Raw genomic sequence first — 14,424 nt, 5'->3', positions numbered from 1 at the left:
CAACGGCGCCGGGACGCCCGGCGCTTCGGGTGCGCCGGGCCCCGGCACGGGTGCCGGAGCGGCAGTTGGCGCTTCCGGTGCACGGCCCTCCGGTTCAGGCGCGCCCAAGGGCGCCGGAGCCGGCGGTGCGGCCAGGCCCGGTGGCTCCCGGCCCGGCGGTACCAACGGCGCGGGACTGCCCGGCGCGGGCGGTACCGGGCCCGTGGCCCCCGGCCACGGCGGCGGTACCGGTTCCTTCGACGTGTCCGCGGCACTGGCGGCGGGTCCGCTGGGCAGCGGACCCGGCAACTCGCCGTATCCGACGGACGGCACGGGCGACGGCGGCGGTGAGCCGCGGCGCGACGGGCTTCCCTACTTCTCCGGCGGCGGCCAGGGCGGACCCTCGGGCCCGACCGGCGGTCCGGTCACCGGCGACGGCCAGCTGGCACCGCCCGGCACTGTGCGCGGCGGAGCCCCGGGCGGGCATGGCGGTCAGGGTCTTCCTGGCGGTCCCGGTGGTCAGGGTCTCCCCGGTGGTCCGGGCGGCCCCGGTGCACCCGGCGGTCCGCGGGTCCGTGGTGGCATGGGTGACCAGAACGGTCAGGGTGCCGCCGCCTTCCACGGCGCACCGGGTGGACCCGGCGGACCGGGAGCCCCGGACGGCTCGGGCTTCCCCGGCCCCAACGGCGCCCAGAACGGCTCCGGCTTCCCCGGCGGACCTGGTGGGCCCGGTGGCCCCGGCGGTCCGGGTGGTCCCGGTCAGGGCGGCGGCCCCGGTGGTCCCGGCGCCTCAGGCTTCCCCGGTGGCAAGGGCGCCCAGCACGGCTCGTCCTTCACCGGTGGTCCCGGCGGCGGGATGAGCGACGACACCGCGATCCTCACCCCGCAGAAGCCCGCCCCCGAACCCGGTACGCCGGGCTACGGCGGCCCCGGTGAGAACGTCTCCGGACACACGCTGACCAGCGGCATCCCCGTCGTGCCGCCCGCCCCGAACTCCCCGTTCGGACCGGGCGCGCACACCGACGGACCGCTGCCGCACCAGCCCCCGAAGCTGCCCGAGCCGGTTTCGCCGGCGGCGCCCGCGGCCTCGCGGCCCAAGAAGAAAAAGGGCCGCAGCAAGCTGGTTCTGCTGGTCACCGGCGTGGTGACCCTCGGCGGCATCGCGTACGGCGCCGGGCTGCTCATGAACCACTCCGACGTGCCCAAGGGCACCACCGTGCTCGGCGTCGACATCGGCGGCGGCACCCGTGACGAGGCCGTCAAGAAGCTCGACGACGCCTTCAAGACGCGGGCGGCCAAGCCGCTGCAGCTCTCGGTCGAGGGCGACACCGTCGCACTCAGGCCGGACCAGGCCGGGCTCCAGCTCGACAGCCAGGCGACGGTACGGTCCGCGGCGGGCAGCGACTACAACCCCGTCTCGGTGATCGGCTCGCTGTTCGGCAACCACCGCGTGGTCGACCCCGCGATGCCTGTCGACGAGGAGAAGCTGACGGCCGCCCTGGAGCGCGCCGCGGGCGGCTCCGGCTCGGCGACCGAGGGCACGATCAAGTTCCAGTCGGGCAAGGCCGTCGCCGTCTACGGCAAGGCGGGCAAGGGCATCGACACCGGACAGTCGACGGAGGCCGTCGAGGAGGCGTACCGCGCCCAGGTGGAGACCGGTAAGGCGGCGACCGTCAAGGTCCCCACCACGGCCAAGGAGCCCAAGGTCACCAAGGCCGAGGTCGACCGCATGATGAAGGCGTTCGCGCAGCCCGCGATGTCGGCCAACGTGACGATCAAGGCCGGCGGGGTGGAGCTCCCGTTCAGCCCGGAGAACTCCCTGTGGAAGTTCCTCGGCGTCAAGGCCAACGCCCAGGGCAAGCTGGTCGAGTACTACGACCTGGAAGCGCTGAAGGAGTTGTACGGCGGCGCGTTCGACGGCGTACTGATCACCCGGGGCAACGGCAAGAAGACCCCCGTCACACCCCAGGACGTGGTCGGCGCGATGCGCCCGGCGCTCCTCGGCAAGACGGCGGCGGACCGTGTCGGAGTGATCGAGACCAACCCCAGCTAGTCGCGGACTGGTTGAAGGGGGCACCCGGCGATGGCCGGGTGTCCCCTTGTCTCGTTCCGGCGACCGGCTCATCGTGGCCCGAGTGGCCCGCGCCGGGCGGGCGTCGAAGGGGCGGGTGCCGGTATGGGCTGGGAGTTCACGGACGACCGGGGGATCACGTTACGTCGCATCGGGCGGCCCGAGAGGGTGGCCGCGTACGTCCGCGCGGGCGCGGCACTGTGGGATCTGGGGGTGCGGCCTGTCGGCGTGTACGGATCAGGCCACGACGGCGACGAGCCCGACCGCGCCAAGTCCGGCGCCCTGGCCGACGTCCCGTACCTGGGCGCGGGCAAGGGACTCGACGACGGCGCCATTCGTTCCGTACGGCCCGACATCGTCGTCGACGTCACGTACGACCGGGACAAGCCGTACGCCGTCACGGAGGCGGCGGCGAAACGGGCCGGCGCACCCGTCCTCGCCCTCGCGGTCGGCGGCGACACCTCGCTGCCCAACATCCTGGCGCGCTTCGACCAGCTGGCGGTGGCCCTCGGCGGCGAACCGGCGGGCGGGGACAGCGAGTTGGCCGCCGCGGAGGACGCCGTGCGGTCCGCCGCCTCCGTTCCGCTGAAGGTGCTCGCGCTGTCGGCCGCCGGAGCCCGCCAGGTGCATCTCGCCCGGCCCGGCACCTGGCCCGAGCTGCGTCATCTGGCCGAGCTGGGCGTGGAGTTGGTCGAGCCCGGCGACGGGGGCGCGAACTGGGCCACCACCACCTGGGAGCGTGCCCTCGGCCTCGCCCCCGACCTGGTCCTCGCGGACGCCCGCGCGAACGCCGTACCGGCGAGGGAGCTGGAGTCCGTGCCCGCCTGGGAGGCCCTCACCGCGACCGCGACCGTGGAGCCCTGGAACCCCGAACTGCCGTGCAGCGCCCACGCGTACGCCGCTTTCCTCCGCTCGGTGGCTGACGCGCTGGAGGTGGTGGGGGCCAAGAGGTGAGCTTCGTGTGACCCCCTGACCCCCTGACCGCCTCGGCCGGTCGCCTCCGCGTACCCGCACATGACATCTGTCATCCGGGAGTCACGACGGCCGACACTGCCGGGCGGGGCCCGTCTCCCGCCACGCTGGGTCACATGACAGCGACTGCGACAGCGGAGGCCACCGGCTCGGTGGTCGGGTTCGATCAGGTGACCAAGACCTACGGAAGCGTACGGGCCGTGGACGGGCTCACGCTGGCCCTGCACCCGGGCGAGACCGTGGCCCTGCTGGGGCCGAACGGGGCGGGCAAGTCGACCACGCTCGACCTGCTGCTCGGCCTGAAGCACCCGGACAGCGGCTCGGTGCGGGTGTTCGGCGGCAGCCCGCGGGAGGCCATCGTCGGCGGGCGCGTCGGCGCGATGCTGCAGAGCGGCGGGCTGATGGACGAGGTCACGGTCGGGGAACTGGTGCGGCTGGCCTGCGACCTGCACCCGAAGCCGTTCCCCGTGTCCGACGTCCTCGCCCGCGCGAGCCTCACACAACTGGCGGACCGCAAGGTCAACAAGCTCTCGGGCGGCCAGCAGCAGCGCGTGCGCTTCGCGCTCGCCACGGCCGGGGACAGCGACCTCATCGTGCTCGACGAGCCGACGACCGGCATGGACGTCTCCGCGCGCCAGGCCTTCTGGGCCACCATGCGCGAGCAGGCCGACCAGGGGCGGACGGTCCTGTTCGCCACGCACTACCTGGAGGAGGCCGACGCCATCGCCGACCGCGTGCTCGTCCTGCACCGGGGGCGGCTGCTCGCGGACGGCACCGCCGCCGAGATCAAGGCGAAGGCCGGCGCCCGGCGGATCGCGTTCGACCTGGAGGGGCCGATCGACGAGCCCGCGCTGCGCGACCTGCCCTTCCTCACCGCCCTCGACGTGTCGGGCCACACGGTCCGCATCCAGTCCTCCGACGCCGACGCGACCGTCCACGCCCTGTACGGGCTCGGCGTCTACCCCCGCAACCTCGAAGTGGCCGGACTCGGTCTGGAGCAGGCCTTTGTCGCCATCACCGCAGCCGAGGAGGCACGCACCTCATGAACGCCACGACCGCCACGAACGCCGGGAACGGCCTGAAGGCCATGAAGGTCATGAACGGCATGTCCGGGATGAACAGCCTGATCAAGCTGGAGATCATCCGAGCCCTGCGCAACCGCAAGTTCCTGTTCTTCTCGGTGATCTACCCCTCGGCCCTGTTCCTGCTGATCGCGGGCAGCGCCGACAGCACCACGAAGGTCGACGGCACCGGGCTCACCCTGCCGACCTTCTTCATGGTCTCCATGGCGTCCTTCGGCGCCCTGACCGCCGTCCTCATGGGCAACAGCGAGCGCATCGCCAAGGAGCGCGAGAGCGGCTGGGTACGGCAGTTGCGGCTCACCACCCTGCCCGGACGCGGCTATGTCTTCGCGAAGACCGCGAGCGCGGCCGTGATCAGCCTGCCGTCGATCGTCGTCGTCTTCGTGGTCGCCGCGGCCGTGAAGGACGTACGCCTGGACGCCTGGCAGTGGCTCGCGCTCACCGGCGCGATCTGGGCCGGCAGTCTCGTCTTCGCCGCGCTCGGCGTGGCCATCGGCTACATGGCGAGCGGTGACGCGGTCCGCCCGATCACGATGATCGTGTACTTCGGCCTGTCCATGCTGGGCGGACTGTGGATGCCCACGACGACCTTCCCGGACTGGCTGCAGGACATCGCGAAGTGGCTGCCCACGCACGCGTACGCTGCCCTCGGGCAGGCCATCGAACAGAGCCGGGCCCCGCACGCGAAGGACCTCGCCATCCTCGCCGTCTCCTTCGTCCTGTTCGCGGGCGGCGCGGCCTGGCTGTACAGGAAGGACACGCTGAAGGCGTGAGCGGTGTGGAGATCGGCATCGGGCAGCGCCCCACGAACCGGAAGCAGCGGGCGGTCAAGCTCCTGTGGACCAGCATCTGGCTCGCCTACCTGAGCGCGCCCGTGAGCGACCTGCTGCACGGCGGGCACAGCGACGGAGTCCGCGTCCTCGGCGTCATCGGCCTGGTGGCCTTCGTCGTCTGGTACTTCGCCCTCATCTTCCGCGCCGGACGTGGTGAGACGAACGGTGTGGTGCTCGGCTCACTGGCCGTACTCGCGGCCCAGTCCTCGATCCTCTCGCTCACCCTCGGCCGCGAGTGGCTCGTCCTGTTCGTGTACGTGTCGGTCGCGTCCGGCGCGGCACTGCCGCCGCGGCTGGCACGGCTGACCGTCCCGGGCGTGTCCGCGCTGATGACGGTGATCGCCCTCTCCGTACCGGAGGGGGACGAGTACCTGGCCTCGCTGCTCCTCCCGGCGCTCCTCGGAGGTTTCGCGATGGTCGGCGTCCGCACCCTGATCCGTACGACGATCGAACTGCGCGAAGCCCGCGCCACCGTCGCCCAGCTCGCCGCCAACGAGGAACGGCTGCGGCTCGCCCGCGATCTGCACGACCTGCTCGGCCACTCGCTCTCGCTGATCACGCTGAAGAGCGAGCTCGCGGGCCGGATGTTGCCCGAGCACCCCGACAAGGCGGCCCAGCAGGTCGCCGACATCGAGAACGTCAGCCGCCAGGCCATGGTCGACGTCCGGGAGGCGGTCACCGGCTACCGGCGGCCCCGGCTGGCCGGCGAGCTCGCGGGCGTACGGGTCGCCCTCACGGCGGCGGGCATCACGGCTGAACTGCCGGCCGAACCGGACCTCACGGGCGTCGCCTCGGAGACCGAGTCCGCGCTGGCCTGGGCGCTGCGCGAGGCGGTCACCAACGTCGTACGCCACAGCGGGGCCCGGCGCTGCACGGTCGAGCTGGTGCGGCGCCAGACGCTGGAGGGGCCGGTGCTGGAGCTGAGCGTGGAGGACGACGGCGGCGGCGCGGGCAGCGGTCCCGGCAACGGGCTGACCGGACTGCGAGAGCGGCTGGAGAAGGTGGGCGGGGAGCTGGAGGCGGGAGGCGCACGGCACGGGTTCCGGCTGCTGGCCCGCGTACCGGCGGCCACGGCGGCCGTAGGATCCGGGGCATGAGCCGCACGATCAAGGTCCTGCTCGCCGAGGACCAGTCGATGGTCCGCGAGGCGCTGGCCGCCCTGCTCGGCCTCGAACCGGACATCGACGTGGTGGCGCAGGTCGCCCGCGGCGACGAGGTGCTGGCCGCCGTACGCGGGCACGACGTGGACGTGGCACTCCTGGACATCGAGATGCCGGGCGCCACCGGCATCGAGGCGGCGGCCGAGCTCCACCGGGAGTTCCCCGAGCTCAAGCTGGTCATCCTCACGACCTTCGGCCGCCCCGGCTACCTCCGCAGCGCCATGGAGGCGGGCGCCGACGCCTTCCTGGTCAAGGACGCCCCCGCCGCCCAGCTCGCCGAGGCGATACGCAGGGTCCTCACCGGCGAACGCGTCATCGACCCCGCACTCGCCGCGGCTGCCCTGGCGGAGGGCGCCAACCCCCTGACCGACCGCGAACGCGAGGTACTCCGCGCCGCGGCCGACGGCTCCACCAACGCCGACCTGGCAACGACCCTCCACCTCTCCCACGGCACGGTCCGCAACTACCTCTCCACGGCCATCCAGAAACTGGCGGCCCGGAACAGGGCGGAGGCGGTCACGATCGCGAGGGAGAAGGGCTGGCTGTAGGGCCCGTCAGGCATCTCAGTTGAGCATGGCCCGAGCGGCCCGGGCCTGCCGCCGAACCCGATCGGCGGCAGGCCCGTCAACGGCGGCCACGACCTCCGCGTACGCGTCGAGTTCCAACGCCCCCGTAAGGAAATCCCCCCGCTCGACGAGCAACTGCGCCCGGTCGTACCGAAGACGAGCGGGATGGGACGGCAGCAACAGAGAAAGCTCGACGGCCCACAGAGCGACATCGGACCGCTCCGGCCGCGCGGCGGCCCAGGCGCGAATGTTGTTGAGGATGCGCAGCACGACGTCCAGCGGATCGGCGGGCGACAGCATCGAAGGATCCAGCGGTGCCCCCGTCGCACCGGCCACCAGCAACTCCGCGTCGGGGCCGGTCAGTACCCGGCCCCCGTCGAAGGGGTCGACGAGAACCTGCTGCTCCGGCGGACCGAAGCCGACGACGAAGTGCCCCGGCAGAGCAACCCCGTACACCGGGGCCCCCGCCCGCCTCGCGACCTCCATCCACACCACCGACAGAAGGATCGGCAGCCCGCGCCGCCGCCGCAGCACCTCGTGCAGCAGTGAGGAGTCCAGCCGCTGATAGTCACCGGGCGTACCCCGGAACCCGCAGCGGTCACCGAGATGCTCGGCGAGCGCCGTGGCCCAGGACCGCGGCCCGCCGGGCCGGAACGGCAGCTCCCCGGCCAGCCGGTCCAGCTCGATCTGTGCCGCGTCCAGCCCGGCCTCGTCCAGCTCCCCGTCCGCCTGGGCGCCCACCAGCAGACACAGCGCCGACAGATCGGGCCGCTCGGCCCGCGCCTCGTCGCCGAACCGCCGCCGCCACTCGGCGCTCCGCTCGGGCCCGGGAGGATGAAGAGGACGCATAGCTGCCTCGTGCCCTTTCACACCGATCGATACCGCTCTGTGGCTCCGCCACCGATTTCGCCGCCGATTTCGCCGCCGGGGAGACGACCGACGCGGTCGTCGGCGCCCGCAGGGGCTCCGCCGTCCGTTGCCGCGGGCCCGAGGTAGTGGTGGTACGCGTGATGCGCCGTGAAGCCCATCCGCGCGTACAGGGCCCGGGCGCCCGCGTTGTCGGCCTCCACCTGGAGCCAGGCCGCCGAGGCGCCCTCGGACAGCGCCCGGCGGGCCAGGGCCGTCATGACCGTGGTGGCAAGCCCCTGGCGGCGCAGGGACGGATCGACCTCAACGGCGGCGAAACCGGCCCAGCGACCGTCGATCACACAGCGGCCGATCGCCGCGGGTATGCCCGGTTCGGCGCCCGGCACGGTCGCGAACCACACCGAGGGCCCGCTGCCCAGCACCTCCAGGGCCACCCCGCTCACGCCCTTGCGCTGGTAGCGGCCGAGCCACGCCTCGTCCGCCTCGCGCGCCAGCACGACGGGCCGGTCCGGTCCCGGGTCCGGCAGATCACCGATCGGCGCCAGCGCGCCGATCCACATCTCCGCGGTCACCTCGCGCTCCCACCCCCGCGCCTCCAGCTCGGCGCACAGCAGCTCCTGCGTGCCCGCCGCCCCGGTCGCGGTCTGCACGTACGCGGGCAGTCCCCGGGCCGCGTACCACTCCCGTACGAGCGACAGCGCGTCCTCCAGGGGGACGCCCGGGGCGCCGAGCGGCAGCACCGAGTTGGCCCGTCGGGTGAACCCCGCGGCGGCCCGCAGCTCCCACTCGCCGAGCCGCTCCCGCTCGACCGGCTGCCAGGCCCGGGCGGCGACCCGCGCCAGCTCCTCGTACGAGGCCGCCGGGCCCTTCCGCCGAGCGGGCGCGGCCGGTACGACCTTGCCCGCCACCAGCGCCGATTCCGGAATACGGACGCTCTCCCCGGACCGTCGTGTGATCAGCAGCACACCGTCGTCCCATGATGTGAGAACGCCAACCGTGTCGGTGAACTTCTCACCCTCAGGAGGGTCTTCGCGCAACCGTCGCACCGAGACGCGTTTCCCCACGTCAGCGGGGGTAACACGGACTTCGAGACGGAAGTGTGCGGAGAATTCCACAGCTCAGTCCAACCCTCCTGTTCGGATCATGCCCAAGAACGGAGATACTAGGTGCGGGCATCGACGACGCCGCGCTCCCGCGCGCCAGGTGGCGGAGCCTGAAGACGGCTCGCCAGCGCCCTATCGAGGAGGAACGACAGCGTGACCTACGTCATCGCGCAGCCTTGTGTCGACGTCAAGGACAAGGCGTGCATCGAGGAGTGCCCGGTCGACTGCATCTACGAGGGCTCCCGGTCCTTGTACATCCACCCGGACGAATGCGTCGACTGTGGTGCCTGTGAGCCGGTCTGCCCGGTCGAGGCGATCTTCTACGAGGACGACACTCCCGAGGAGTGGAAGGACTACTACAAGGCGAACGTCGAGTTCTTCGACGAGCTCGGCTCGCCCGGCGGTGCCAGCAAGCTGGGACTCATCGAGCGCGACCACCCCTTCGTCGCAGCGCTGCCGCCGCAGAACCAGTAAGCGCCGGTACGTATGCCGGGGGCCCCGCCCAGCGACGCCGGGGCCCCGCCCGGCGGTAGAAGCGCCGCCTCGGTCCCGTACGGCCTGCCGCCGTACGGGACCGAGGCGTTTGCCGTACGTGCCACCCGTCCGTACGGACGCCCCCGTCCGTACGAGAAAGTGAGCCAGAACCCGTGTCCGCAGTCTCCGACCGGCTTCCCACCTTCCCCTGGGACAAGCTGGAGCCCTTCAAGGCGACGGCCGCCGCTCACCCGGGCGGCATCGTCGACCTGTCCGTCGGCACCCCGGTCGACCCGGTGCCCGACCTGATCCAGAAAGCCCTGGTCGCGGCGGCCGACTCGCCCGGCTACCCCACGGTGTGGGGCACGCCGGAGCTGCGGGACGCGCTGGTGAGCTGGTGCGAGCGACGGCTGGGCGCACGGGACTTCACCCACCGCAACGTCCTGCCGGTGGTCGGCTCCAAGGAACTGGTGGCCTGGCTGCCCACGCAGCTGGGCTTGGGCCCCGGCGACACGGTCGCCTACCCGCGCCTGGCATACCCGACGTACGAGGTCGGCGCCCGCCTGGCCCGCGCGGACTACGTCGCCTATGACGACCCCACGAACCTGGACCCGGCCGGCCTCAAGCTGCTGTGGCTCAACTCCCCGTCGAACCCGACCGGCCGCGTGCTCTCCCTCCAGGAGCTCACCCGGATCGTGGCCTGGGCGCGCGAGCACGGCATCCTCGTCTTCTCCGACGAGTGCTACATCGAGCTGGGCTGGGAGGCCGACCCGGTCTCGGTCCTGCACCCCGACGTGTGCGGCGGCTCGTACGAGGGGATCGTGTCGGTCCACTCGCTCTCGAAGCGGTCCAATCTGGCGGGCTACCGCTCGGCGTTCCTGGCCGGTGACTCCGCGGTCCTCGGTGACCTGCTCCAGATCCGCAAGCACGGCGGCATGATGACCTCCGCGCCCACCCAGGCCGCGACGGTCGCCGCCCTCTCCGACGACACCCACGTCCAGGAACAGCGCGCCCGCTACACGGCCCGCCGCACCGCCCTGCGCGACGCCCTCCTGGCCCACGGCTTCCGCATCGAACACAGCGAGGCCAGCCTCTACCTCTGGGCCACCAGGGACGAGCCCTGCTGGGACACCGTCGCCCACCTCGCCGACCTCGGCATCCTGGTGGCGCCGGGCGACTTCTACGGCCCGGCGGGCGACAAGTTCGTCCGCGTGGCACTGACGGCAACGGACGAACGGGTGGGGGCAGCGGTAGCTCGCTTGACCTGATGGGTTTGCCCGGCCCTGGGCATTTGGGGGCGCGGGGCTGTGTTGATTTGCGGCTCCGCCGCGTGGGCGCGACCAGCCACATCGCACCCGCACCCATTCACGTACCGGGCAAGAGGGAACACAAGAGAAGGGGTCCAGGGAGGAAACTCCCTGGACCCCTTCTCCGTAAAGCCCCCGGGGGGCTTAGCCGAGCGGCAGGCCCTGAAGCGGCAGCTGCCCCGCCCCGGGCAGCCCACCACCGGTGGCTCCCGCGGCGTCACCGAGCACCTCACCCGCGGTCCCGGCGGCATCCCCCGCCGTCTTCTGCGCGGCGGGAGTGGTGGTCTTGACGGCCTTGCCGCTGGTCTTGCCCGCGGTCGGCACGGCCTTCTTGACGGCCTTGCTGCCCGCGTCACCCGCGAGCCCGGTGGCGTTCTGCGCGGCGCCGTCGACGGTGGTGCCCGCGTTGTCCAGCGCGGTCAGCCCGCCGAGGTCGGGGGTGGCCGGCAGTTCGGCCGCGCTCGCGGAGCCGGCCGCACCGACCCCGGCTGCCGCTCCCGCTGCGACGAGCAGCGCGGCACGGGCGATCCGGCGGGTCAGGGGGAGGGACATGATGCTCCTTTGACGGAAGAGAACGGTGAAGTGTCGTACCGTGCCCGGCAGTTGACCGGCTGGCTGTCGGTCTTCCGTCGATCGACCGGCTGTTGATCGTTCCGGGCTCGGACGCAGTGACTACCGCTCGAAGTCCGCGAAGGTTGCGGTGGCCCAACGTAAAGAGTTGGCAATGCGTCGCATTATCGGCTGTGGAGAAACCCGGGCAAAGAACGCCCGGTGGGAAAGTCTGCCGAATCGCTACGGCCCTTTGTTCCCAAGGGGTTTGGCGGATTCGCGCGAGGCGCGGGAAGGGCCGGAGGAATTACCTGGCCGGAGGTCGACATGCCGCGCCGGGCATGCCCCCAACGGGTGACGGCCCGTACTACTGCCCGGTGACGATTCGGACTTCGCCCGTGGAGTTCCACGCGCCCGAGTCGTCGCGCCACTCGCTGCGGGTGCTCCCGGCCGTCCACGCCCGGCCCGCGTACGAGACGCGCTCGACGTGCAGCGCCGACGAGTTGGCCACCGCCCAGTGCGCCAGGGCCCAGCCGCGCCGCCGCTCCCCGCCCTGCGCTGCCGGGGTCTTCGGGACGGTCACGGTCACGGTGCGCGTGCCGCCGGGGCCGTTCGAGGCGGTGGACGAGGTCGACGGCACGGCCGTCGACGCCGACGGGGAGGCCGAGGGTGTGGCGGCCACTTCGGCGCCCGTCTCCTGGAACGCGTCGCGCCCGAAGTCCCGTACGAGCGCGGCACGTACCGCGTCCGGGCCCTCGGGCGGTGTGCTCGGACGGCCCTCGCAGGTGAAGGTGGCGGCGGCGCGCCCGGTCAGGGCCGCGGCGAGGAGCGTGGCGTCCGGCTCGTGCTTCGCGTACGCCTCCGGGTAGCCGCTGCGCTGGACGCGCTGCGCGGCGACCGTGAGCGGCAGTTTCGTGTAGTCCGGCACCTTCTCCAGGTGCTCGTAGAACTCGCCCGCCGCGTACGCCGGGTCCAGGATCTCCTTCTCGGTGCCCCAGCCCTGTGACGGCCGCTGCTGGAACAGGCCCAGCGAGTCACGGTCGCCGTGGCTGATGTTGCGCAGGGCGGACTCCTGGAGGGCCGTCGCGAGGGCGATGGTGACGGCCCGCTCGGGCACGCCGCGGTTGGTGCCGACGGCCGTGATCGTCGCCGCGTTCACCGCCTGTTCCGCCGTGAACTCGTACGACCCTCCGTCGCCGTTGCCGGAGACGACCGTGCACTTCGGTTCTCCGGTGCTCCCTGTCAGGTACTGCACGGCGAGATAGCCGGCGAGGGCGAGCAGCACGACGAAGGCGGCTCCGGAGCGGAGGAGACGGCCACGGCGTACGGACCTGGCGGAGGTGGGGGACGGCTCTGGCACGCGTACAAGGTACTGGAGAGTACTGTCGGCCATCCGTGGGACTGTGGACAAGCCGGTGACGGCAGAGGTATCAGGCCACCGGCCGGGCCGCGGAGCCCGCCGCGTTAGGGTCGACGGCATGGCCGACACCCAACTTGACCTCGCCCTGGACGCCGCCCGGCTCACCGCGCAGCTCGTCGACTTCCCCTCCGAGAGCGGCACCGAGAAGCCCCTCGCGGACGCGATCGAGGGCGTGCTGAGGGCCCTGCCGCACCTGACGGTCGAGCGGTACGGCAACAACGTCGTCGCGCGTACGAACCTGGGCCGGGCCGAGCGCGTGATCCTGGCCGGGCACATCGACACGGTCCCGATCGCCGGCAACGTGCCCTCGCGCCTCGACGAGGACGGCGTGCTGTGGGGCTGCGGCACCTGCGACATGAAGTCGGGCGTCGCCGTCCAGCTGCGGATCGCGGCCACGGTCCCGGCCCCCAACCGCGACCTCACCTTCGTCTTCTACGACAACGAAGAGGTCGCCGCACACCTCAACGGCCTGAAGCATGTCTCCGAGGCACACCCGGAGTGGCTGGAGGGCGACTTCGCGGTCCTCCTGGAGCCCTCCGACGGACAGGTCGAGGGCGGCTGCCAGGGCACCCTGCGGGTGCTGCTGAGGACGAAGGGCGAGCGGGCACACTCCGCGCGCAGCTGGATGGGCTCCAACGCCATCCACGCCGCCGCCCCGATCCTCGCGCGCCTCGCCGCCTACGAGCCGCGCTACCCGGTCATCGACGGCCTGGAGTACCGCGAGGGCCTCAACGCCGTCGGCATCTCTGGCGGGGTGGCCGGCAACGTCATCCCCGACGAGTGCGTGGTGACCGTCAACTTCCGTTACGCGCCCGACCGCACGGAGGCCGAAGCGCTGGCCCACGTCCACGAGGTCTTCGCCGACTGCGGTGTCGAGGAGTTCGTGGTCGACGACCACAGCGGCGCGGCGCTGCCGGGCCTCTCCCACCCCGCGGCTGCGGCCTTCATCGAGGCCGTCGGGGGCACCCCTCAGCCCAAGTACGGCTGGACGGACGTCTCCCGCTTCAGCGCGCTCGGCGTCCCAGCGGTCAACTACGGCCCCGGAAACCCGCATCTGGCACACAAGCGGGACGAAAGGGTGGAAACCGCGAAGATCCTCGCGGGCGAGGAGCGGCTGAGGGCGTGGCTGACCGCATGAGCCGTATCTGACGGCGGTTCATGGCGGACATGTCGGCGTCCCCCCTCCGTAACCCGCGTAGATCTACGCTGGGGTGGAACGACCCGCACGCGTGAAGGGAGCGGACATGGCTACTGGCAACCCGGAGGGCAAGAAGCGGCCACCGGAGGAGCAGCGGCTGGGCCCCGTGCTGCGCAGGCGTGGGCAGGTGCAGGCGAGCACCACGGACCAGCGGCTGCTGGACGCCGGCGGGCCCTCGGACTGGGTCCACACCGATCCCTGGCGGGTGCTGCGCATCCAGTCGGAGTTCATCGAGGGCTTCGGCACGCTGGCCGAACTGCCGCCCGCGATCAGTGTGTTCGGTTCGGCGCGGACGAAGGCGGACTCTCCGGAGTACGAGGCGGGGGTCGCGCTCGGGCGCGGGCTGGTCGAGGCGGGGTTCGCCGTGATCACGGGTGGCGGTCCCGGGGCCATGGAGGCCGCCAACAAGGGTGCCTGCGAGGCGAAGGGCATCTCCGTCGGGCTCGGCATCGAGCTGCCCTTCGAGCAGGGGCTCAACCAGTACGTCGACATCGGGCTCAACTTCCGCTACTTCTTCGTGCGGAAGATGATGTTCGTCAAGTACGCCCAGGGCTTCGTGGTCCTCCCCGGCGGCCTCGGCACCCTCGACGAACTCTTCGAGGCCCTCACCCTCGTCCAGACCCAGAAGGTCACCCGCTTCCCGATCGTCCTCTTCGGCACGGAGTACTGGGGCGGCCTCGTCGACTGGCTCAAGAACACCCTGATCGCCCAGGGCAAGGCCTCCGAGAAGGACCTCCTCCTCTTCCACCTCACGGACGACGTGGACGAGGCGGTGGCGCTGGTTTCGAAGGAGGCGGGGAGGTAGGGGGTTTTTCCCTCGCCCCCGCCGCCCCTACCCGTCCC

At 72.2% G+C, this 14,424-nt stretch carries 14 protein-coding genes; 10 read left to right on the top strand and 4 right to left on the bottom strand.

The features are described from left to right. The 6 genes from AOK17_RS42605 to AOK17_RS42580 all read left to right on the top strand — a co-directional run. Positions 1–2,032: hypothetical protein (locus AOK17_RS42605; protein ID WP_079053603.1), on the top strand; the 2,032-nt coding region annotated here is incomplete at its 5' end. 123 nt (positions 2,033–2,155) lie between these two features. Further along, positions 2,156–3,004 carry an ABC transporter substrate-binding protein gene (locus AOK17_RS42600; RefSeq protein ID WP_055618021.1) on the top strand — a complete coding sequence of 283 codons (849 nt, stop codon included), beginning with the start codon at positions 2,156–2,158 and terminating at the stop codon, positions 3,002–3,004. A 134-nt stretch (positions 3,005–3,138) separates the two neighbouring features. Further along, positions 3,139–4,068, top strand: coding sequence for an ABC transporter ATP-binding protein (locus AOK17_RS42595; protein ID WP_055618020.1), 930 nt, complete (start codon positions 3,139–3,141; stop codon positions 4,066–4,068). A gap of 68 nt (positions 4,069–4,136) precedes the next feature. Further along, on the top strand, positions 4,137–4,877 hold the full coding sequence (locus tag AOK17_RS42590; RefSeq protein ID WP_055618023.1) for an ABC transporter permease: 741 nt from the start codon (positions 4,137–4,139) through the stop codon (positions 4,875–4,877). Next, complete coding sequence (locus tag AOK17_RS42585; protein ID WP_055618019.1) at positions 4,874–6,034, top strand: sensor histidine kinase; 1,161 nt, start codon at positions 4,874–4,876, stop codon at positions 6,032–6,034. The genes AOK17_RS42590 and AOK17_RS42585 overlap by 4 nt, the downstream gene beginning before the upstream one ends. Further along, positions 6,031–6,645 (top strand): response regulator transcription factor, encoded by a 615-nt coding sequence (locus AOK17_RS42580; RefSeq protein WP_055618018.1) that lies wholly within the window; start codon positions 6,031–6,033, stop codon positions 6,643–6,645. Before AOK17_RS42585 ends, AOK17_RS42580 begins: the two co-directional genes overlap by 4 nt. 15 nt (positions 6,646–6,660) lie before the next feature. On the opposite strand, the gene AOK17_RS42575 is transcribed toward AOK17_RS42580, so the two are convergent. Together AOK17_RS42575 and AOK17_RS42570 are read right to left on the bottom strand one after the other, a co-directional pair. Next, positions 6,661–7,512, bottom strand: coding sequence for a transglutaminase-like and tetratricopeptide repeat-containing protein (locus tag AOK17_RS42575; protein ID WP_055618017.1), 852 nt, complete (start codon positions 7,510–7,512; stop codon positions 6,661–6,663). A gap of 17 nt (positions 7,513–7,529) precedes the next feature. Then, positions 7,530–8,645, bottom strand: a complete 1,116-nt coding sequence (locus AOK17_RS42570; protein ID WP_079053602.1) for a GNAT family N-acetyltransferase — start codon at positions 8,643–8,645, stop codon at positions 7,530–7,532. Positions 8,646–8,786: 141 nt separating this feature from the next. Here AOK17_RS42570 and fdxA point away from each other — a divergent pair, with 141 nt between their 5' ends. After that, complete coding sequence (fdxA, locus tag AOK17_RS42565; RefSeq protein WP_019058397.1) at positions 8,787–9,107, top strand: ferredoxin; 321 nt, start codon at positions 8,787–8,789, stop codon at positions 9,105–9,107. A gap of 173 nt (positions 9,108–9,280) precedes the next feature. Further along, positions 9,281–10,375 carry a bifunctional succinyldiaminopimelate transaminase/glutamate-prephenate aminotransferase gene (locus AOK17_RS42560; RefSeq protein WP_055618016.1) on the top strand — a complete coding sequence of 365 codons (1,095 nt, stop codon included), beginning with the start codon at positions 9,281–9,283 and terminating at the stop codon, positions 10,373–10,375. Positions 10,376–10,558: 183 nt separating this feature from the next. Here the strand turns inward: AOK17_RS42560 and AOK17_RS42555 are convergent, their stop codons facing one another. After that, on the bottom strand, positions 10,559–10,966 hold the full coding sequence (locus AOK17_RS42555) for a hypothetical protein (protein WP_055618015.1): 408 nt from the start codon (positions 10,964–10,966) through the stop codon (positions 10,559–10,561). 364 nt (positions 10,967–11,330) lie between these two features. Next, positions 11,331–12,323 carry a VldE C-terminal domain-containing protein gene (locus tag AOK17_RS42550; protein ID WP_206190932.1) on the bottom strand — a complete coding sequence of 331 codons (993 nt, stop codon included), beginning with the start codon at positions 12,321–12,323 and terminating at the stop codon, positions 11,331–11,333. 118 nt (positions 12,324–12,441) lie between these two features. Between AOK17_RS42550 and dapE the strand changes: the two genes are divergently transcribed. Then, entirely contained in the window at positions 12,442–13,521 is a 1,080-nt protein-coding gene (dapE, locus tag AOK17_RS42545) for a succinyl-diaminopimelate desuccinylase (RefSeq protein ID WP_055618013.1), read from the top strand. A gap of 106 nt (positions 13,522–13,627) precedes the next feature. Continuing rightward, positions 13,628–14,386: an LOG family protein gene (locus AOK17_RS42540; RefSeq protein WP_055618012.1), complete on the top strand. Its 759-nt coding sequence runs from the start codon at positions 13,628–13,630 to the stop codon at positions 14,384–14,386. The last annotated feature ends 38 nt before the right edge of the window (positions 14,387–14,424 follow it).

Origin of the sequence: Streptomyces phaeochromogenes (assembly GCF_001418655.1) — a bacterium.
In the GTDB taxonomy this organism is placed as follows: Bacteria; Actinomycetota; Actinomycetes; order Streptomycetales; family Streptomycetaceae; genus Streptomyces; species Streptomyces phaeochromogenes.
Note: the sequence above shows the minus strand (reverse complement) of the source record. Positions and strands in the feature narration are given on the sequence as shown.

Bases quoted from the DNA above. Each gene is read 5' to 3' on its own strand.
- AOK17_RS42600 (WP_055618021.1), top strand. From the start codon at position 2,156: ATGGGCTGGGAGTTCACGGACGACCGGGGGATCACGTTACGTCGCATC.
- AOK17_RS42595 (WP_055618020.1), top strand. From the start codon at position 3,139: ATGACAGCGACTGCGACAGCGGAGGCCACCGGCTCGGTGGTCGGGTTC.
- AOK17_RS42590 (WP_055618023.1), top strand. From the start codon at position 4,137: ATGAACAGCCTGATCAAGCTGGAGATCATCCGAGCCCTGCGCAACCGC.
- AOK17_RS42580 (WP_055618018.1), top strand. From the start codon at position 6,031: ATGAGCCGCACGATCAAGGTCCTGCTCGCCGAGGACCAGTCGATGGTC.
- AOK17_RS42575 (WP_055618017.1), bottom strand. From the start codon at position 7,512: ATGCGTCCTCTTCATCCTCCCGGGCCCGAGCGGAGCGCCGAGTGGCGG.
- AOK17_RS42555 (WP_055618015.1), bottom strand. From the start codon at position 10,966: ATGTCCCTCCCCCTGACCCGCCGGATCGCCCGTGCCGCGCTGCTCGTC.
- dapE (WP_055618013.1), top strand. From the start codon at position 12,442: ATGGCCGACACCCAACTTGACCTCGCCCTGGACGCCGCCCGGCTCACC.
- AOK17_RS42540 (WP_055618012.1), top strand. From the start codon at position 13,628: ATGGCTACTGGCAACCCGGAGGGCAAGAAGCGGCCACCGGAGGAGCAG.